Raw genomic sequence first — 20,564 nt, 5'->3', positions numbered from 1 at the left:
TTTCCGCGAAGCTAACGAGCGATAGTACCCGGGAGCCGCTTGAGTTGAGCGATCCAGTTCCAGGGGGTTTACGAAGGAAGGTTCCGCCAGTGGGGCAGCCCAAATGGTTGTCCCGCTCTTACCGCATCACCAACCCTATCCATTTCGGTCATGTCCGAGCCATCTCCCCCCCGCACCCGTGAGGAACTGTGGGATCGTATCCGGCAAACCTCCAGAGAGGAAATCATTCTGGAGGAAATGATCCGTCTGGGCTTCTGGCCAGCTCAGGGAGAACTACCCCAGGACCCGGCAGACGAGATCCGGCGGCGGGGCGAGATCCATCGGGAACTGAGGGAACTAAAACGGGAAGACCGCCGCCTGCAGGATGAGAAAATTCTGCGGAAGCAGATGCTGGAGAAGCGTCTGGCCGAATCTAGACGTAAACAGCAGGAGACAAAAGAGCGACGGGAACGGGAACGGCAGGAACGGTCTGCTGCCTGGGAACAGCGGCGGCAGCAGGAGATTCTCTATCTGGGGGAGGGAGTCTCTGGAGGGCTGAATCAGACTGAAGGGTTGTCCGATCGCTTGCAGCAGCACCGCCTACCCCTCTGCCTGACTGCCGAGCAGTTAGCGACAGCCATGGGTCTGACGATCGCCGCCCTGCGATTTCTGGCTTTTGCCCGTCGCACCAGCCCTACCTCCCACTATGTGCGCTTCCAGATTCCCAAGAAAACGGGAGGACTGCGGCTAATTTCAGCGCCCATGCCTCGACTGAAACAGGTTCAGTACTGGATTCTGGACAATATTCTAGATCGGTTAACGCCCCATGATGCCGCCCATGGATTTTGTCGAGGCCGATCGATCGTCACCAATGCCTTGCCCCATCTGGGGGCGGATGTGGTGATTAACCTGGATCTGCAGGACTTTTTCCCGACCATTTCCTATCGCCGGGTCAAAGGACTGTTTCGCTCTTTCGGTTACTCTGAAGCCGTCGCCACCATCCTGGCCCTGCTCTGTACGGAACCGGAGGTGGAGACGGTGGACCTGGATGGCCAGACCTACTATGTAGCCCTCACCGATCGCCGCCTGCCCCAGGGGGCTCCCACCAGTCCGACGATCGCGAACCTGATCTGCCGCCGTCTGGACCGGCGTCTGACAGAGATGGCCACAACCCTCGGCTTCACCTATACCCGCTATGCCGACGATCTCACCTTTTCAGGCTCCGGGGACGCGCTGCGCCAGATTTGTAATCTGCTGCAGCGATCGGTGGCCATCCTTACCCACGAAGGCTTCACGGTGCATGATCAGAAAACCAGGGTGCTACGGAATTCCCGCCAGCAGGAAGTGACCGGAATTGTGGTCAACCACAAATTGAATGTGGACCGGGAGACCTTGAAACGCTTCCGGGCCATCCTTTACCAGATCGAGAAGGATGGACCAGCAGGGAAACAATGGGGCCATTCGCGAGATTTAATGGCGTCGATTCACGGGTTTGCCAATTATGTCGCGATGGTGAATCCCGAAAAAGGCCAGAAACTCCTGGCTCAGGTCAAGCGCATTAAACAGAAGTACAAACGCAAACGCAGGTAATACCCATGGAGAAGCCCCGATATATTTTGCGGAAAGGGAAAACGGGTCGGTTGGTGATTTGTGACGCCGACCAGGGGGAATTCATTGGTCTGTTACTGATTCCCTTTGTCTATGAGACTGTCCGGGTCTTTTCCTATGATTACGGTCCTACGATCGACCGGGAACTCTTTGCCAATGCGGATGCGTTTCCGGAAATTGCCCATGCCGATTTTTTTGCGATTGAGTACTGTCTAGTGGACGAATGGAACCGCCTCAAACCTCAGGCTGGTAACGTGGCGCAACTGGAAAACATGTCCTTTCTGCTGGCCTATGAGGAGGGGGTCCTGATCGCCTACGGCTCCTCCACATCTCGCCGGATAGGTAAGGTCACTTATTCCATTCCTGGTGAAAGCTTGCAGCGGTTTACCCAGTGGTGTTCCTTTCCCTTAGCCCGCTCCCAGTTTCTCAATGCCGATCGTTTCCCCCAGTGCAAAGGTGCAGAATACTTTGGCTTCCTGGAGTTCTTCGCCGAGCCTCAGCCCCTACCAGTTCCTACACCCAGTCCAGTAACCACCCCGGCACCCACTCCAGAACCTACCCCAGTGCCCGTGGCTACCCCACCAGAATCAGTGCCAGTGCCAGTGCCCGTGGCTGCCCCCGCAGCCGGTGACGAAGAGAAAACCTATCTGGAACTGTCCGAAGCGGATGGGGGGTCCCACAAATTCTATGAGGTGGTGATCAAAGGCAGTGAGGTGACGATTCGCTATGGTCGGATTGGAGACCAGGGCCAGGTCCAAACCAAGACCCATGCCTCACCGGAAAAGGCCAAAGCGGACGCTGCCAAGAAAATCAACGAGAAGCTGAAGAAGGGCTACGAACGGGCGGTGATGGGGGGGCGGCAGAAGCGGCCCGTGACCCGTCGCCAGATGACCAGTAATCGATCAACAGCGAAGCAGTCTCCCGTGCTCTGGAAGTTTGCCTCCGGTTCTCCAGCCCTGGGGATTTTTGTGGATGAGCAGCATTGCTGGCTGGGCAATCAGGCGGGACGGGTGTTCGTCCTGGACCATCAGGGGCAGGTTCTGGGTCAGTTCACCCTGCCGGAAGGGGTGAAGTGCATCGTGGCCGATGAGGACTGGATCTACGCCGGTTGTGATGATGGCAAGGTGTATGACCTGAGCAGCAAGGTGCCCCGCGTCGCCTACGAGATTGCCCCCGATGTGGATATTTTCTGGCTGGATATCCATGATGGGGTGCTGGGGGTTTCCGATGCGGGGGGCCAGGTGGCAGTGATCAACCAGGAAGACGAATCCCAGTGGATGAAGCGGAGCCAGGGAGCGTCCGGCTGGATGATCCGCTGTGATGAAATCGGAGTCTACCACGGGCACAGCGGCGGCGTCACCATGTATGACTGGGAAGATGGCCGCCTGATCTGGCATCAGCCGACGGGGGGCATAGTGCTGTTTGGCTGGCAGGAAGAGAGCAGTGTCTATGCGGCCACCTCCTCCAATAAGGTCCATTGCTTTTCCAAGAAAGGGGAAGCCGGGACGGTCTATGCCTGTGATGCCGCAGTCTATTCCTGTGCTGCTGCCGAGGACGGCAAGTATGTCTTTGCTGGAGATAACTATTCTTCCCTCTACTGCTTCAACCAGCAGGGCGATCGCCTTTGGAAACTGGCTACAGGCTGTGGCTCCGCCTACTCCATGCAGTTTTTCCGAGATCGGCTGTATATTGTCACCACCGATGGTTCCCTGGCCTGTATTGATGCTAGTGAGACGGCGATCGCGGCGGCCCAGGCAGGCACCATCCCCCAGGTCGTGGACATCAAAGCGCCCCAGGCCGTTGCCTCCCTGCCTTCCACCACTCTGGAAACCACTTCTGCCACCACTGGCGGTGTGATCGTGGAATGTTTCCGGGAGGGCAGCCAGCTCCGGATTCGCACTGCTTCCCCTGGCTACAACGCCACCTGGAAAGTGCAGTTCCCGAAGGACATTCGAGAAGAGGGAGCCCGCTATCTGGTGGCAGAAATTCGCGAATCCTCTCGTGGGGGCTTCTACCGGGCCTTCGGCGACATCAAGAAGTTAGTTTGATCTGCTGGTTCCAGTTTGCTGGTGAGATATGCGGGGGATTAGCAAGCATCGCATCCCATTGACCTGTGAAGCCTCTATACCAGGGACAGAGGTGCTGCCAGAATGACTGGGAAATCCGCTTCTTCAGGAAGGGGGATGATGAATACAAAATGAAGTTTTCCAGAGGGTTGTGTATGTTGAGAAGAATTCCGGCCAGTTGGGCAGTCCCTGTGGTGGCGATCGTACGACGATGCATTCGGCATTCACAACGTACAATAGCTGATGCAACGAAACTGCATCAACTTCGCACTGAACTCCTGGAAGAATCCAAACTGGATCTCAATTTTCTAATTCTCATTGTTGGATCCTGTATCATTGCTACCCTCGGATTACTCTCTAATAGTGTAGCCGTTATCATCGGAGCCATGATTGTTGCGCCTCTGATGTTACCCATTCGAGGTCTGGCGTTTGGTGCCCTAGAAGGGGATATCACACTCTTCCGACGGGGACTTACTTCAGTTGCAGTGGGAACAGTACTGGCTGTCATCCTCTCCTGGATATTAGGATCATTAGCAGGATTTTCAACCTTTGGCAGTGAAATTTTAGCGCGGTCTAAACCTAATCTCTTAGATCTGGGTATTGCTATCTCATCTGGCAGCATCAGTGGCTATGGGAAAGTGCAACCTAAAATTTCTGGTAGTCTGGCAGGAACAGCTATCGCCGTTGCCTTGATGCCTCCCCTATGCGTCATTGGTTTGGGGTTATCCCACGCCAATGGCATCCTGAGCTTGGGCGCATCATTACTCTACTTGACTAACCTGTTGGGAATTATGCTCTCTTGCATGGTGACCTTCTTCCTGGCAGGCTATGCGCCATTTTCCCAGGCCCGGAAAGCATTGATATTGGCAACTATTTTGACGAGTATTCTGCTCGTTCCCCTCGGTCTAAGTTTTATTGATCTGGTGAGGCAGAGTCGTCTGGAGGCCAATCTCAAACAAGCATTGCTGAATCGGACGATGACATTTCAGCGTGTAGAACTGCTAAAGATTGAAACAAATTGGTTGGTCATCCCTCCTGAAGTCCGATTAACCGTTCGCAGTTCAGAAGCTGTTACCCCAAAACAAGTAACGCTCCTAGAAAAATTTATAGAAAAATCAATGGGGCAGACCTTTACATTGGTTTTTGAGGTCAATCAGATTGAAGTAGTGCGGCGAGAAAAGATGTCATCCTCTGGCCAACAATGATAATCAGGGGAACATGTCACCTTATTGGTTTCCTGCTGGTTGAATAGATGCGGCTGTCTGGCCAAACAGGATTTTCTGACTCTCCTCGTTAACGGTAGGTTGCTTGCTATAGGGCTGCCCCTTTTCATAGGCTCGAATCACAGCCGGTCGATCGTGCATCTGCCCAAACCAACGTTTCAGATTGGGGAAGTCCTCCAAATTTTGCTGTTGCCGTTCGTAGGGCACAATCCAGGGATAGCAGGCCATATCGGCAATGGAATAGGCCCCAGCAATGTAGTCCCGCCCTTCTAGCTGACGGTTCAGAACCCCATAGAGCCGATTAGTTTCTTTCACATAGCGATCGATGGCGTAGGGCAGCTTCTCAGGCGCGTATTGGGCAAAGTGGTGATTTTGTCCGGCCATGGGACCCAGCCCACCCATTTGCCAGAATAACCATTCCAGGACTGTTTTGCGATCACGCAACGGCGTTGGTAAAAACTTCCCAGTTTTCTCGGCCAGATATAGCAGGATTGCGCCCGATTCAAAGATGGAGATAGGGGTACCCCCATCTGCCGGGTGATCATCAATGATGGCGGGCATGCGATTGTTGGGAGCAATGTTCAAAAAATCTGGCTTAAACTGATCACCGGCACCAATATTGACGGGGATAATCCGATAGCCCAGCTCGGCTTCTTCCAGAAAGATGGTGATTTTGTGCCCGTTGGGAGTGGGCCAGTAGTAGAGGTCAATCATGGTGCTTGCGGGTTGATAGGCTTCTAGAACTAGAGTAATTGATTCTGCCATGGGTAGATGGCATCCGGCAGGAACTGCCTTCCCGGCAGGCATCCAGTAAGCAATAGTATTATCTTTAAGGTAATCAGGGTCTTGAATTCTATGAAGCTCCCCCTAATCACGATCGCCCTCTGCACCTATAACCGGGCTGAGAGTTTGCGAAAGTATAGTATGCCTGCGATCGAGCAAGTGACTTATCCGAACTATGAAGTGATTGTGGTGGATGATCATTCCCCAGAACCAGTTGAACAGGTGCTCCATGACTACCCAACCAAAATCGAGCATCTGTCCATCCTGCGCAATGGGAGAAATCGAGGCTTACCGTTTAGCAGAAATCGAGCCCTTGCCCATGCTCAAGGGAGCATTATCGTTTTCATGGACGATGATGTGAGTCCATTCCCGGATTGTCTGGATGAAATTGCCGAGCTATATATTAACGACCCTGACCTGATGTTTACCTGGGGTTGCGTCTACCAATGTCATGGATCCCATGATTGGAATGCCCCCACTTTTGGCACAGGGAGTTTGTTTTCGCTCAGGCAAGTGCTGGCAGATTACTTTCAATTTGATACTAATATTCGGTACTTTAAGACCTATGGTTGCGAGGAGCATGACTTGGCCCGCCGAGTCCAGCGTCAGGGTCTGAAGATTGTTAGAGCTGAAAAGGCCAGGGCCAATCACTATCAGGCTCCGGCTAAAGACCGGAAGTGGCGAGGGTTGGGGGGCGATCTAAACTTCCTGTATGAAGCCTTAAAAACTGGCTCGGTAATGACGTACTATGTCTGTCTTTTGAAGGGAATCATTATTGCCATCAAACGCATCCGGCATGGGAAAGACTTCGATCCAACGCTTGCGTCCCATCCTTACAAAACAGCATTAGAGACAGCTTACTTGCTGGCAGTCTTGCTGAGGGATCGGAAATTTGCCACTGCCGCCAAATGGCTGTTCTATGTTCTGCTGGATATTCCCATACGAGCCTCAATCAGGGGCCGAATAGAAGCGAAACAGGCGAGTGGACTCCAGGCAACGCTAAACTAGGTTACTGAAGGTGACCTGTAGCTCATGGCAATTTTTACGCTGCGATCGGTTAAGAAAGACTTTGGGATCAAAGAAATCCTGCGGGATGCCAGCTTCAGCCTGAATGAAGGCGATAAAGTGGGCTTGATTGGCATCAATGGTTCCGGTAAATCAACCCTACTGAAAATGATTGCAGGGTTGGAGCCGATCGACGAAGGAGAACTCTGGACCAATCCCGGCTCTAGAGTGGTTTACCTGCCCCAACAACCGGAGCTGGATGAGAATCGGACCGTCCTCGAGCAGGTCTTTGCAGACAGTGGGGAGCAAATGGATCTGGTGCGGGAGTATGAGGCCCTGTCTGATAAGCTGGCCCATGGCCATGGGGATACGGAGACGCTGATGGCCAAGCTTTCCAGCCTGTCGCAACGAATGGAAGCAGCGGGAGCCTGGGAACTGGAAACCAATGCCAAGATCATTCTCAGCAAGCTGGGAATTGAGGATTTTGAGGCTCGCATTGGCGCTCTGTCCGGGGGGTACCGGAAACGAATTGCCCTGGCCACAGCCCTGCTGTCTGAGCCGGACGGGCTCTTGATGGATGAGCCGACTAACCATCTGGATGCCCTGTCGGTAGAGTGGTTACAGAGTTATCTGAACCGGTTTCGAGGGGCTTTGTTGCTGATTACCCACGATCGCTACTTCCTTGATCGAGTTACCAATCGGATTCTGGAGGTCGATCGGGGAGATCTCTATACCTACAATGGCAACTATGCGTACTACTTGACCAAGAAGGCCGAAGCGGAAGAGGTGGCGGCCAGCAGCCAGCGAAAACATGTCGGGGTCTTGCGGCGGGAACTGGAGTGGCTGAAGCGAGGTCCTAAGGCTCGCAGCACTAAACAAAAAGCCCGCATCGATCGCATCCATGAGATGCAGGGCCAAGAATTCAAGCAGGGCCAAGGCAAAGTTGAGATTTCCACTGCCGGTCGTCGGATTGGCAAGAAGGTGATCGAACTAACGGGTCTCTGCAAGGCTTATGGCGATCGTACCCTGATCAAAGACTTCACTTACTATTTCAATCCAGAAGATCGGATCGGGATTATTGGTAGCAACGGAGCGGGCAAATCCACGTTGCTGGATATGATCACGGGCCGGGTGCAGCCGGATGCAGGCACGGTAGAGATTGGCTCCACCATCCACATCGGCTATTTCGACCAGCATTCGGATGATGTGACGATGAACGAAAACCAGCGGGTGATCGAATATCTGAAGGGCGTGGCGGAACTGGTTAAAACGGCAGAAGGCGAAGTCATTACCGCTTCTCAAATGCTGGAGCGTTTCCTGTTTCCACCCAATCAGCAATATGCTCCCATTCACAAGCTATCGGGGGGAGAACGGCGGCGTCTATTTCTCTTACGGGTGCTGATGGGTGCGCCAAATGTGCTGATCCTGGACGAACCCACCAATGATCTGGATGTGCAAACCCTGACGGTCTTAGAAGATTACCTGGAAGACTTTAACGGCTGTGTGATTGTGGTCTCCCACGATCGTTACTTCCTCGATCGCACGGTAGATAGCATTTTTGCTTTTGAAGCTGGGGGTACCCTGCGTCAGTATCCCGGCAATTACTCGGTCTACCTGGATTACAAGCAGGCGGAGGAGGAAGCTGAGGCAGTCAAGGGGCAAATTGCCCGGTCAACGGTTAATCAGCCACTGCAAAATCTGCAGCCAGTGTCAGAGCTGACCACTGCTTCTCAGGACTCTCAAGAAACTGCTGCTGCCACATCTCCTACTTCCACTAGAATCCGCAAACTTTCTTTCAAAGAAAAGCGGGAGTATGAACAACTGGAGACGCAAATTCCAGCAATGGAAGCGGAGAAAGAAACGATCGAAAAGACTTTGTATACCAATCCACCGGCAGGCTTCAGTGAAGTGCAGAAATTGTCAGAACGCCTGTCGGAACTGACTCAGGCGATCGATACAGCGACGGAACGCTGGTTGGAACTGGCCGATCGGGCAGGTTAATCTGAGAGGGTAGTATGGTGGTGAACTAGGGAGATGGAGGCTTCTGTTCTACTTCCCATTGCTGTACATGCTTCAACAGATGAGGGATATACTGTTCGTCCAGACTGTGATCATTAATTTGATCAGGACCAGCGTTAAGACTCTCCTCCAGTAACCCGGCAGCCCGATCCCAGAAGGTATTCCACCAGTTCAAATCACCATCACTCTTGAAGTTGCCCTCATGGTCGAAGTATTTTAACTGGCCCACATGGCTATAATCCATCAAGCTGGGTGGAAGCCTTGCTACAACATCATTGTTATTGACAAAGCGGAATGTCTGGGCCTTAAACAGGTTATTGAAGTTTGCCGCAAATTTCTCACTTCCAACCCTGGGCTGACCAAAGGTATAGAGACCATTCACCACGATCGGCTGTTCATTGAACTTACAGAAGGCCGTGGCCATAGTAGCCAGGGCTCCACCGAGGCTATGACCCGTGAACCAGAGGGTGGGTCGGGTGTAAGCTGGATTTTGCCGCTGTTGCTGGGAAGCTTTGTCAATGGCCTGCTCGATCGCGTTCTCCACATCCGCCCAGATACAGGCCAGGGCCGCATAAAACCCCCGATGGACGTTACCCCCAGGTCCAGCAGTTTTGCGGATTTTGAGGTCTGTGATCCAATCAGCCAGGATAGGTTCTGTGCCTCGAAAAGCAACAATAATCTTCTCCGAATCGGCTAGCAGGATGGCCTGCGTTCCCCCGCAATCAAAAGGTTGGATATCCTCTGCTGCAATTCCCCAGGATTGGGCCTTTGCCTGGACAGCCTTCCCATCCTTTTCATAGGCCAGTTGGGACACCAGGGCCAGGAAATAGGCATTATAGGGATGGTAACCAAAAGCTTTCGGCTTAAAATTTAAGTTTTCCATAACCATGGATCCCCATTCATCTTCTCAAGGCATTGACAGCAAAAGCTGCGTAGCAGTGACGCTGGGCAAATCATAGCCCTTGCTCGGAATCTGGCCTTCCCTTTGCAACTAATATTTTCAATCTTTCAGGTGGGCTCAAATATCCAGCACAACTCGCTCACTCTTGGGTTGGGAGATGCAGATCAGGACGGAGCCCGCCTCGATCGCAGCCGTGGGGGCTTCCCGATAAGTCACCTCCCCCGCCTGGAGTTTACAGATGCAGGTCCCACAAATCCCGGCTCTGCAACTGTAAGGAGGATTGATATTGTTGGCTTCTGCGAACTCCAGCAGGGTGCCATCGCTTTCTCGCCAGGTCAGGGTCTGGCCAGACTGGGCAAAGACAACTTCTGCGCTAGCCCCCTGGGGCTCAATGGCAGGTGGGCTGGCAGCCGCTGGAGCCTTGGTAAAGGCTTCAAAGAAAACCTGTTCTTCTGGAACACCCCAGGCTTTCAGTCCATCTCGCAGGGATTGCATAAAAGGCGGCGAGCCACACAGGAAAAACTCCGCATTGGGGGTAACCAGTTTTTGCAACAGGGCGACATCCACATATCCTTCGCTCTGGTAATGGCCGGCATCCTCTGGCCGAGGACGACTGTAGCAATAGTGAACCTGCAAAGTGGGGTTTTGTTGAGCGATCGCCTGCACTTCCTCTCGAAAAGCGTGGAAGCGGCCATCCCTGGCTCCATGCAAAAACCAGAGGGGACGATCGGGATTCATCCGGGCACAGGCTTTGGCCATACTGATCATGGGGGTGATCCCAACCCCATTGCTGATCAATACGACTGGAAGCGACTTATACACATCCAGGATAAACTTCCCTGCCGGTGGCTTGGCCTGGATCACAGAACCGACCTGAATCTGATCATGCATGAAGTTAGAGGCCACACCGGGCAACACGTCCAGCCCCTTGGGGGCAGGCTCTCGCTTAATCGAAAGCCGATAGTGCATGCAGGTATTGCAATAGTCTGACAGCGAGTAGGTGCGAATTACGGGGCGCGGCTGACCGGGAATCTCCAGCTTAATCGTGAGGAACTGTCCCGGTTGAAAATGGGGAATCATTCCCCCATCCTCGGGTTTCAGGTAGAAGGAGGTAATTTCCTCACTTTCCTTGACTTTTTCAGCCACCACGAAATTGCGCCAATCTTGCCAGGGCTGTTTTCCATCCAGTTGGGTGGCAGGACCAGTCTGGGTTTTAGCCCCTTGGCGTTGCCGGTACACCAGCCCAAACAATGCCCCCACCCCTGTCCCAATCAAAGAAGCCGTCAAGCCGCTGCGAAACGCATCATCGGTTTTGGGTTTGGCAATCCCGATCGTAATTGCGGCAGCAAAGGTCATAACTGAACAGACAGTGATTGCTGCTGTCGCACTCCTGATCAGGGGATTTTGAATTTTGGCCAGACTTTCAAGCACGATCGTCTCCTTGTCATGATCACAGAAGGGATTTACAAACTGGGCAGTCAGTACAGTGAAGTTTAGGAACCGGGTAATTTGTCACTGAGAACAAACTGGCCATTTCTGACCGTCAAATCCCGATAGCCACAGCGAAAAATGCAACGTTTATTGTTTAGATGGTGCAACTTGGCGCATCTGACCGCCTTACGACCTTTCAGACGAACGTACACCTCGGCTGCCAACAGCATCCCTGCCAGGGGAGCCGTGAAGTAGATCCAGATATCCGTCCAGCTTTGAGCCGAAAGCGCAGAGGCAAAGGTACGGGCCGGGTTCATACTCATGCCCGATAGCGGCGCTTCGATCGTAATATAGGTTGCGAACAGCATCCCTGCAAATAGCCCCGTATAACGGGCCAGCCTGGGCGTATTGGAAACAAACAACACCATCAGCATCATGCCGGTCGCGATCGTGAATTCAGCCAGAAAAGCGGCGAAGACTCCTGATGGTCCGGGTTGTGTGACCACAAAATGCACCTTTGGATGGGCGATCGCGCCCCGCAAAATCTGGTTAAGCAGGAGCAGACCGGTCAAACCGCCCAGGAATTGAAACAGGATGTAGAAGCCCGCATCGATCGGATGAATCTTCCCCAGACGAAAAAATGTGAACGTCACCACCGGGTTCAGATGGGCCCCCGATTGCTGACCCCAGGGAGAATACACGATCGAAATCACCGTCAACCCCATCACTAATCCGGTGAGTAAGCGTTGCAGGATCGGCTCAGTAATGAACTGGTGGATGGACAGGGCCGGATGCCTCAACAGAAATGCCATCCCACCAGCAACCATCAACAAAATGCCTAACCCCGCCGCTTCCATCAGGTATTCCGGGTAATGTTTGCGGAGAACTTGCATCATTGTTCTTGATAGTTCCAGGTCAGACCTCCATCGACAAAGAAAGTGGAACCCGTGATGTAATCTGCATCCGGGGAAGCCAGGAATGCCACCAGACCAGACACATCCTGCGGCTGACCAAGCCGACCCAGGGGAATGTTTTTGAGCAGAGCCCCCAGTTTCTCAGGGTCATTCAACAGTTTGGTGTTGATCGGAGTTTCGATCGCGCCGGGAGCCACATTGTTAATGGTGATGCCTAAGGGAGCCAGTTCTACGGACAGATTGCGGGTCAGCATTTTCAACCCTCCCTTGCTGGCACAGTAGGCTGTGAAGTTGGGGAAAGGCAGTTCTTCGTGAACGGAGCTGATATTGATGATCTTGCCTGGACGGTTGGTTTCCCTCAGATGCTGCACCAGGGACTGAGTTGCAAAGAACACCCCCTTCAGGTTGACATTGAGCACAGCCTCATAATCCTTTTCGGTCACATCCCAAAAAGGCGCATGCTTCTCAATCCCGGCATTATTGACCAGAATATCTAACTGGCCGTAATGTTCAATCCCGGCTGCAATCAACCGCCGCACATCGTCTACCATGCCCAGATCTGCGCCCACGCTATAGCCCCGATCGTTATCGCAGTAGCCTTCAACTAGGTGGCAATCCCCCCCGGCAGTCTGCACCTTGGAGAGCGTTTCTTCCGCTCCTTGAGGATTGGAGCGATAGTTAATCACAACCCGAGCTCCTTCTGCTGCCAGACGAACCGCGATCGCCTGACCAATCCCCTGGCTACTCCCCGTAACCAGAGCGACCTTCCCTGCAAGTTTCATTGAATTTCTCCTCAACTTAGTTGTTGTTACCGACTCTGACCCTGGGGGTCACCCCTCCCAGGAAGGGATCTCACGAAATCAGAAATGACCAATGATTAGGGCGGCAAAACATAAGTTTTGAAAGGGGTTTGGGGGGTTCACCCCTTCTTGGGGACTTGGCCCCCAAACCCTCATGGGGCAAAATTTATTGTTTGCACCATTAGTTGCTTAACCGAGCAGCCCCAAAGGTGGCGTTGAACTTTTGACACCAGACCACCACAGATTTGTAATTTGCCAGATTGACCTGACTGGGAATGGCATAACTCTGCGCCCCACTCGTTTTCTGCAGAGGGGCCAGAACCACGTAGTCTCCCTCTTTCAAGGGATAGGCTGGTGGTTTAGTCGTTTGCAGGACATTCCCCGATCGATGGAGCGCAACAACCAGATCAGGGCCTGAATCCGTCTTAAAGGTCCGGTCAAATTCTAAAAATCGCTGATTGTTTTTGACAACCAGTTTCACTTTGCCTTGAGTGGGATGCTCTCCCGCCATAAATGACCCAGAAGGTGCTGCTGCAACCTGAGGTGCAGACTGTTCGGGTGAGGGGGAAGAGACAGGAGCAGCAGGACTCTCAGCCGAAGGCGTCCCTGAGGTTGCTCCAAGACATCCAACCAGGGCGATCGCGGCCAGACCTGGGATTAGTAAACGAGGAAAGCGCATCATCAAATCTGCCTCAAATTCTGCTATCTATTTTCACGGGCAGAACTGCCTGGAGAATGATGATGCTCTAAGGAGTTCTGACCTGAATGCTGATTTTTGCCTGAGAAATAATTCAGGAGATTCTCAGGTTCTTTTAATGTGGCCTCTGCCAGTCTTGCTCTAACAGCCACCACTGTAGTTGCCTGGGCTGTCAAGATTTAGACTTTTCAAACATCCTGCCGGGAAGAACTATAGCCGGAACTGTCCCAATGCTCCGTGGGTACAGAGGAATTCTCGATCGGCAAGGTTTCCTCTTTGGTCTCATCCTCTTCTGGGAGCAGCAGTGGCACCAGGGATGTGTCATAGGATTCCATCAGTCTTTGCAAATCGCCCAATACCTCTGGCACGGATTGATAGCGTTGGGTGAAGTCGTAGTGAACCATTCGATCGAGAATGGTAGCCAGTTCCTGACCCACCCGAGTAGACTTTTCCCACAGAATCTGTCCGGTACTGAAATCTTCCTGCAGTCGATCGGGAGGCAGCCCTGTCAAGGCTCGCACCGCTGTCATCCCTACAGCATAGATGTCGCTGTTGAAGCGAGGGTGCCCTCGATATTGTTCTACCGGGATGTATCCTCGGGTGCCAATTCCGATCGTGCGGCTGTCCAGAGGATCGTCCCTCTGCAGAAACGTTGATTGCGGTTGAGCCTGCTGATCATCGGCTTCGAGCTGGCTCTGACTGGCGGTGTGGATTTCTTTCACTGCCCCAAAGTCAATCAAAACCAGCTTGCCATCGGCCTGTCGCCGGATAATGTTATTGGGTTTGATATCCCGATGAATCACGCCCTGGCTATGGACAGCCTCCAGAATTTTCAGCAGATCCCAAAGTATGCTGACGACTCTAGCTTCCGGCATCTGTCGGCCCAGGGGCAACTCATAGCTGAGGGGGTGTCCTTCAATCAGCTCCTGGACCAGATAAAATTCCTGCCCTTCCTCAAAGTAGGCCAGGAGTTGCGGGATCTGATCGTGTTTTCCCAACCGCTCCAGGATTTCGGCCTCTTTCTCAAACAGGCGTCTGGCCAGTTGTAAGACGCGGGGTTCATGGCTAACTGGTCGCAACAGTTTAACAACACAATGGGGATTGCCCGGTCGCTGGGTATCCTCGGCAACATAGGTTTCCCCAAATCCCCCGGCTCCTAACACTTTGATAATGCGATAGCGACCGCCCAGTTTTTGATTCAGGATGGCCCTCTCCCGCTCCAGTAACAAATCCTGCAAATCTTCCTGCTGACTGATGATTTCCTGGACGATCGGGAAAGACGCATAATTTCGCAGCGTGCGCCGCAGTCGCAATTTACGGTAGTACTCATCCATGGAGCCAATGACCCCATAGGACAGGCCACTGAGGGCGATCGTGACAATAGGCACGGCTACAGGCAAAATCAACCGACCATGGAGAAACAGACCGTAACACAGGATGGCCCAGAGGGCTGTTGTACTCAGGGTCAGGAGGATCCGACTGGTAACACGCCGGTAGCGACCGATCCAGAGGCTGACGATCGTGACGCCAGCCCAGACCAGAAGACCGCGTTCGATCGCAGGCGGAACTGCTTCGGTGATGGCATGACCGGTCATCTGAGTGGCCAGGGCATTGGCATGAATTTCTACGCCACTCATGGCCTTAGGAAACAGCCAGTTCATGGCAAAAGGCGCTGCATGGAAATCTCGCAGGGTTTCAGCCGTTGCTCCAATCAGAACAATCTTGTCCTTAAAATAGGCTCCGCCCTTGAGGTAGCTATTCCAGTTTTCATCATCCAAAATGTGCCAGAAGGGGATCTGCTCAAAGGTTCCCGCAGGACCATAGAAAAAAATATGGCTGCCAGTTGCTCCAGGATCACGAAGCTGAGCTGCCCGTAAGATGGCTCGACTGAAGGCAGGGGTTGTTGCAGCCATTTGTTCGATCACAGCAACTTCCTCTGCGGGAGCGTAGGTCGCCATCATGGACAGAAACCGGTCTCCCAGACGGTGAATTCTACCATCCGCTTCAATCCAGTAGTTGATTGACCCAATCGTCACACCCGGGCGGCGAAACTGAGGATCGGGATAGGTCAGTTGCATTTGCTCTCCCCGGCGCTCTTCGGTTTCTTCAAAAGTGGCAGCCAGGGCGACCCGCGATCCATAGCGTTGCAGTGTTTGCCGGAGCCGTTCATCATCATCCGGGCCATAGCTGCTGGGCGAGGAGAAGACCACATCAATCCCGATCGCCTTTACCCCCGCAGCCATCAGCCGATCGATCACCTGGGCATAAGCAGTGCGCTTCCAGGGCCATGCCCGCAGGGGTTCCAGCGCAGAGTATTGTTGTGGTGCACTCTGGTAAGCCTGGAGGGATGTTTCGTCGATCGCCAGAATCACGATATTGTCCGGCGGAGCGATTGGACCTCGGACTTCAAAGAAAAGGGTCTGAACCTGATACTCCAGAAGTTGAGCCAGGGGACTATCCAGTGCAATGGCAGTTGCGGCTAGAAGCGACCAGGTTCCGGCTAGAAGGTGACTGAGGGTTCTCAAACTCCATAACCGACGCTCCCAACCCACCCCAGATTGGGTTGTCTTCGATCGCTCCCCATCCGCTAGACGTTTTGGCAGAGCCGGTGGCCTGGAATCGTTTGACATGAATCTGACTGATAGGGTGTTCTGGAGCGACCTGGCTTGCAGGTGTTCAACCTTAAATCACTGTTTGAACCCACTCTGACAGGGATAACACCACGACATATCTGACAAAAACCGTCATTACTCTTTCAAGTGAGGGCAACTTCGTATAATGGGGAAACCCTTTGTTGAGACGGTTTAATCTCCCATAGAACGGTCCCTGGAAGGGCTAAGCCTTCGATAAAGGCCTATTCTAATGGAATAATCTGGAGATCCGCCATAAATAATTACATATAACGTTTTTTTATCTCTCTGTGGATTCTGATTCGTTTTGGGCCAACTGATTTCTAGAGCTTTCTAGAGCTGCTCAGCTCTGATGCAACCACCACTAACAGGTTGGATGTTAACGTCTTGCCAGCGGTGACTCAACCAACCGCTTGTCGAATTTTGAAGTAGGTGGAGGATGAGGCCAGATAAAGCCTGCAGCGGGATATCCACAAAAATCTGCCCTGGCAAAAATACTCCGTCTTTCATCCTGCGTATACCTGCCTGCACGTTTTTGCTCTAATATTGCCTTCATTAACATTGAGATATTCGAAGTCTCTAATTAACAGCATCGATTGAACTGAACGTATTACTGGAGCTTACTGATAGGTCTAACTGAGTTATAGAATGTTTGACCGGGCCAACCCTTTCAATGGCCATTACTTTGGTTAAGTTGTGTATAGTCCGGTTTCAGGTTTTCTTAGTCAAATGGTTGTTAGCCGCAACCAAAACAAATTACTAGGTCTGAATTTTTATGCAACATGTCAAAACCCGTCTCTCCATCTTTGTAGACGGCAATAATATGTTTTATGCCCAGCAGAAAAATGGCTGGTTTTTTGACCCCCGCCGAGTGTTGGGATATTTTACAGAACGGGAAGATATAGAGCTGGTCAATGCCTTCTGGTATACCGGGATTAAGGATCCCCAGGATCAACGGGGATTTCGAGATGCCTTGATCAGCCTGGGGTATACAGTCCGCACTAAGATTCTTAAGGAATATTACGACGACAACTCTGGTCGCTTTTCTCAAAAGGCCAATCTAGATATTGAAATTGTTATTGATATGTTTAACACGGTCGATCAATACGATCAGGTGATTTTATTCAGTGGAGATGGGGACTTTGAACGGGCGATCGAGCTGCTGCGATCGAAAAATACCCACATTACAGTTGTTTCCACAGAAGGAATGATTGCTCGTGAATTGAGGAACGCCACCGATCGTTACATTGACCTGAATGACATCCGTGACCAGATCGAAAAATCGGATTATTAGTCATTGGGTTACCCACCCTAGCCCTCTCTTCCCCTCTGGGGAGCAACCGCCTGGGCTGATCTGCAGCAGTGGCTTGGGGTCCGACACCCAAGGCCAAAGCCTTGACAAGGTTGAATTTCGCTCTCTCCACCCAACCTACAGAAAAAGTTGGCGTTGCTGAATAGAAGGATGATTTTCGTGCTTGAGCCTTATGCAGCCCTCACCCTAGCCCTCTCCCAAAGGAGAGGGAACCAGAGTTTTAGCTCCCTTCTCCTGCGGGAGAAGGGTTGGGGATGAGGGTAATTCATATTTGCATTCAGCAAAGCCCAAAAGTTTTGTCAGTCAATCAAGGGGATTGAACGAAATCATAAATGACAGATCCCAGTGACAAATGACAAATGACAAGACGCTAATATAGTTTCAGTCGTTATTTGTTCTCCCAGAACAGTTGCAAGTATCTATGAACATACAATCCGCACCAGACCGAATTATCATCTTTGACACCACCCTTCGGGACGGCGAACAGTGCCCTGGAGCCACTCTGAATGTTGATGAAAAGCTGAGAATTGCACGGCAACTGGCGCGACTGGGAGTCGATGTCATTGAAGCTGGGTTTGCCTATGCCAGCCCTGGCGATTTTGAAGCCGTTCAGAAGATTGCCGAGGCTGTGGGCACTGAGGCTGGCCCAGTCATCTGTAGTCTGGCCAGAGCCATCCAGGCTGATATCCAGGCTGCTGCTGAAGCCCTGAAACCTGCAGCCAAAGCTAGAATTCATACCTTTATTTCCACCTCTGACATTCACCTGCAGTACCAGCTCCGTAAGTCTCGGGAGGAGGTATTGGCGATCGCAGAGGAGATGGTCTCCTACGCCAAATCTTTCGTGGATGATGTAGAGTTCTCCCCCATGGATGCAGCCCGATCCGATCCGGAGTACCTCTATCAGGTGCTGGAGAGGGTGATCGCCGTTGGAGCCAAAACGGTCAACATTCCAGATACGGTGGGCTACATGATGCCCAGCGAGTTCGGGGCTTTAATTCGGGGTATCAAAGAGAATGTGCCGAACATTGACCAGGCCGTTATTTCAGTCCATGGCCATAATGATCTGGGGGTAGCTACGGCCAACTTCCTGGAAGCAGTCAAAAATGGGGCGCGGCAACTGGAATGCACCATCAATGGCATTGGCGAACGGGCCGGTAACACCGCTTTGGAAGAACTAGTGATGGCCCTCCATGTTCGGCGGCAATACTTCAATCCCTTCCTGGGCCGTCCCGCTGACTCTGAGGCACCCCTGACCCAGATCAACACCCGTGAGCTTTATAAGACTTCCCGCATGGTGTCTAACTTGACGGGGATGCTGGTCCAGCCCAACAAGGCGATCGTCGGAGCCAACGCCTTTGCCCATGAGTCTGGGATTCACCAGGATGGGGTGCTCAAGAACAAGCTCACCTACGAAATCATGGATGCCCAGTCCATTGGTCTGACGGACAACCAGATCGTCCTGGGCAAGCACTCTGGTCGCAATGCCTTCCGCACCCGCCTGAAGGAACTGGGCTACGATCTGTCCGAGCAGGAGCTGAACAAAGCTTTTGTCCGGTTCAAGGAACTGGCTGACAAGAAGAAAGAAGTTTCCGATTGGGATCTGGAGGCGATCGTCAGCGATGAGATCCGGCAGGCCCCTGAACTGTTCCATCTGGAGCGGGTCCAGGTCTCCTGTGGGGACAACGCCACCCCGACAGCAACGGTCACGGTTCGGACGCCCCAGGGAGAAGAATTGACGGATGCAGCGATCGGGACAGGTCCCGTGGATGCGGTTTATGAAGCCATCAACCGGGTGGTCAATGTCCCGAATGAACTGATTGAGTTCTCGGTTCAGTCCGTGACAGCAGGCATTGACGCGATCGGGGAAGTGACCATTCGCCTGCGTCACAATGAGCAGATCTACTCGGGCCATGCCGCCAATACGGACATTATCGTGGCTTCGGCACAAGCCTATATTCATGCTCTCAACCGCCTTTATGCCGCTCTCCACAAGCAGGCCCAGCCTGCTATTGCAGAGCAAACCGTTGCTGCAGAGGTCTAGAGTATCGGGCTAGAAACTCGGTTAACCCTTAACGCTTGCCCCTGCGAGGGCCGTTACATACAATGGCTCTGCGGCTGCAGGATCCTATTGCCACATTCTGGATGAGTCAAACCCTCTGTATTTCTGAATTTTTCCAAGTCCCAGGGGTCATTCTGGATGTTCGCAGTCCCGGAGAGTATGAACAGGGCCACATTCCTGGCGCTGTTAGTTTTCCCCTGTTCAGTAATGCGGAACGGGCTCAGGTAGGGATCTGCTACAAAGAGCAGGGGCGAGAACTGGCGATCGAACTGGGTTTGGAACTGGTGGGTCCCAAACTGGCGGGTTTTGTTCAGCAAGCGAAGGCCCTCGCCTCCGATCGCCAGGTTCGTGTCCACTGCTGGCGCGGTGGCATGCGGAGCAGCAGTATGGGTTGGCTCCTGGAAACGGCAGGTCTCCAGGTCACGCTGCTGGAAGGGGGCTATAAAGCCTTTCGCCGCTGGGTGCTGGCTGTACTGGCTGAACCTCGGACCATTTTCACCCTGGGGGGGATGACCGGCACAGGGAAAACGGCCTTGCTCTATGCCCTGGCCGATCGGGGCGAACAGATCCTCGATCTAGAAAAGCTGGCCCATCACCGGGGCAGCAGCTATGGCAGGCTGGGGCTGCCCCCCCAGCCGACGAATGAACAGTTTGAGAATAAGGTGGCCCTGGCATGGGCGGCCCTGCAGCCCGATCGACCGGTCTGGATTGAGGCAGAGAGCCGTCGCATTGGTCTTTGCCGAGTTCCAGACCCCCTATTTCAGCAGATGTTCAGCGCTCCAGTTCTCCAGATTGAACGGCCCCGTTCCGAGCGGGTAGCGCTGCTGCTGGCAGACTATGGACAGGTCGATCGGGATGGGTTAATTGCCGCCACGGAACGTCTGCGCAAGCGTCTTGGAGGTTTGGCTACCCAGGAGGCAGTAGACGCAATTCGCCGGGGCGATCTGGCTCCCGCGATCGAACGGGTGCTGGATTATTACGACAGCACCTACCGCTATGATCTGCAGAAGCGGGGGGTGCCAATTTATCCGATCGAGGTCACGGGTTTAGACCCTGTCCAGGCTGCTGATCGGGTGTTGGGTGTGCTGAAGGTGTTGCATGCAATGCCTCTATGGTGTGCAAGGCCATAACCACTGA

At 52.9% G+C, this 20,564-nt stretch carries 15 protein-coding genes; 8 read left to right on the top strand and 7 right to left on the bottom strand.

All coding sequences use genetic code 11. The features are described from left to right. Positions 1-150: 150 nt before the first annotated feature. The 3 genes from BST81_RS10810 (at position 151) to BST81_RS10800 (ending at position 4,858) form a co-directional block, all read left to right on the top strand. Complete coding sequence (locus BST81_RS10810; RefSeq protein ID WP_075598540.1) at positions 151-1,569, top strand: reverse transcriptase family protein; 1,419 nt, start codon at positions 151-153, stop codon at positions 1,567-1,569. A gap of 5 nt (positions 1,570-1,574) precedes the next feature. Beyond that, positions 1,575-3,635: a WGR domain-containing protein gene (locus BST81_RS10805; RefSeq protein WP_253188223.1), complete on the top strand. Its 2,061-nt coding sequence runs from the start codon at positions 1,575-1,577 to the stop codon at positions 3,633-3,635. Between the two features lie 173 nt (positions 3,636-3,808). Further along, a complete protein-coding gene (locus tag BST81_RS10800; protein WP_083636789.1) occupies positions 3,809-4,858 on the top strand; it encodes a DUF389 domain-containing protein in 1,050 nt (349 codons plus the stop codon). 21 nt (positions 4,859-4,879) lie between these two features. Here BST81_RS10800 and BST81_RS10795 read toward each other — a convergent pair whose 3' ends face one another. Continuing rightward, entirely contained in the window at positions 4,880-5,590 is a 711-nt protein-coding gene (locus BST81_RS10795; protein ID WP_075598552.1) for a glutathione binding-like protein, read from the bottom strand. 141 nt (positions 5,591-5,731) lie between these two features. Here BST81_RS10795 and BST81_RS10790 point away from each other — a divergent pair, with 141 nt between their 5' ends. Together BST81_RS10790 and BST81_RS10785 are read left to right on the top strand one after the other, a co-directional pair. Next, complete coding sequence (locus BST81_RS10790) at positions 5,732-6,667, top strand: glycosyltransferase family A protein (RefSeq protein WP_075598539.1); 936 nt, start codon at positions 5,732-5,734, stop codon at positions 6,665-6,667. Between the two features lie 24 nt (positions 6,668-6,691). After that, positions 6,692-8,665, top strand: coding sequence for an ABC-F family ATP-binding cassette domain-containing protein (locus BST81_RS10785; RefSeq protein WP_075598538.1), 1,974 nt, complete (start codon positions 6,692-6,694; stop codon positions 8,663-8,665). A 25-nt stretch (positions 8,666-8,690) separates the two neighbouring features. On the opposite strand, the gene BST81_RS10780 is transcribed toward BST81_RS10785, so the two are convergent. The 6 genes from BST81_RS10780 to BST81_RS10755 form a co-directional block, all read right to left on the bottom strand. Beyond that, on the bottom strand, positions 8,691-9,566 hold the full coding sequence (locus tag BST81_RS10780) for a lipase family protein (protein ID WP_075598537.1): 876 nt from the start codon (positions 9,564-9,566) through the stop codon (positions 8,691-8,693). Positions 9,567-9,701: 135 nt separating this feature from the next. Next, on the bottom strand, positions 9,702-11,015 hold the full coding sequence (locus BST81_RS10775; protein ID WP_075598536.1) for a 2Fe-2S iron-sulfur cluster-binding protein: 1,314 nt from the start codon (positions 11,013-11,015) through the stop codon (positions 9,702-9,704). A 62-nt stretch (positions 11,016-11,077) separates the two neighbouring features. After that, the gene (locus BST81_RS10770; protein WP_075598535.1) at positions 11,078-11,911 is read right to left on the bottom strand and encodes an aquaporin; all 834 of its coding nucleotides are present in this window, start codon (positions 11,909-11,911) and stop codon (positions 11,078-11,080) included. Further along, positions 11,908-12,711 carry a glucose 1-dehydrogenase gene (locus BST81_RS10765; protein WP_075598534.1) on the bottom strand — a complete coding sequence of 268 codons (804 nt, stop codon included), beginning with the start codon at positions 12,709-12,711 and terminating at the stop codon, positions 11,908-11,910. Before BST81_RS10765 ends, BST81_RS10770 begins: the two co-directional genes overlap by 4 nt. A gap of 199 nt (positions 12,712-12,910) precedes the next feature. Next, entirely contained in the window at positions 12,911-13,411 is a 501-nt protein-coding gene (locus tag BST81_RS10760; protein ID WP_253188219.1) for a DM13 domain-containing protein, read from the bottom strand. A 203-nt stretch (positions 13,412-13,614) separates the two neighbouring features. Next, positions 13,615-16,056, bottom strand: a complete 2,442-nt coding sequence (locus tag BST81_RS10755) for a serine/threonine-protein kinase (RefSeq protein WP_075598533.1) — start codon at positions 16,054-16,056, stop codon at positions 13,615-13,617. Positions 16,057-16,831: 775 nt separating this feature from the next. Between BST81_RS10755 and BST81_RS10750 the strand changes: the two genes are divergently transcribed. The 3 genes from BST81_RS10750 to mnmH all read left to right on the top strand — a co-directional run bounded on the left by BST81_RS10750 (position 16,832) and on the right by mnmH (position 20,557). Then, positions 16,832-17,350 carry an NYN domain-containing protein gene (locus BST81_RS10750; RefSeq protein ID WP_075598532.1) on the top strand — a complete coding sequence of 173 codons (519 nt, stop codon included), beginning with the start codon at positions 16,832-16,834 and terminating at the stop codon, positions 17,348-17,350. A 439-nt stretch (positions 17,351-17,789) separates the two neighbouring features. Continuing rightward, on the top strand, positions 17,790-19,409 hold the full coding sequence (locus BST81_RS10745) for a 2-isopropylmalate synthase (RefSeq protein ID WP_216351295.1): 1,620 nt from the start codon (positions 17,790-17,792) through the stop codon (positions 19,407-19,409). A 62-nt stretch (positions 19,410-19,471) separates the two neighbouring features. After that, positions 19,472-20,557 carry a tRNA 2-selenouridine(34) synthase MnmH gene (mnmH, locus tag BST81_RS10740; RefSeq protein ID WP_253188217.1) on the top strand — a complete coding sequence of 362 codons (1,086 nt, stop codon included), beginning with the start codon at positions 19,472-19,474 and terminating at the stop codon, positions 20,555-20,557. The last annotated feature ends 7 nt before the right edge of the window (positions 20,558-20,564 follow it).

Source organism: Leptolyngbya sp. 'hensonii', assembly GCF_001939115.1.
Classification (GTDB): domain Bacteria; phylum Cyanobacteriota; class Cyanobacteriia.
The sequence above is the reverse complement of the archived record's forward strand: the minus strand, read 5'-3'. Positions and strand labels throughout refer to the sequence as shown.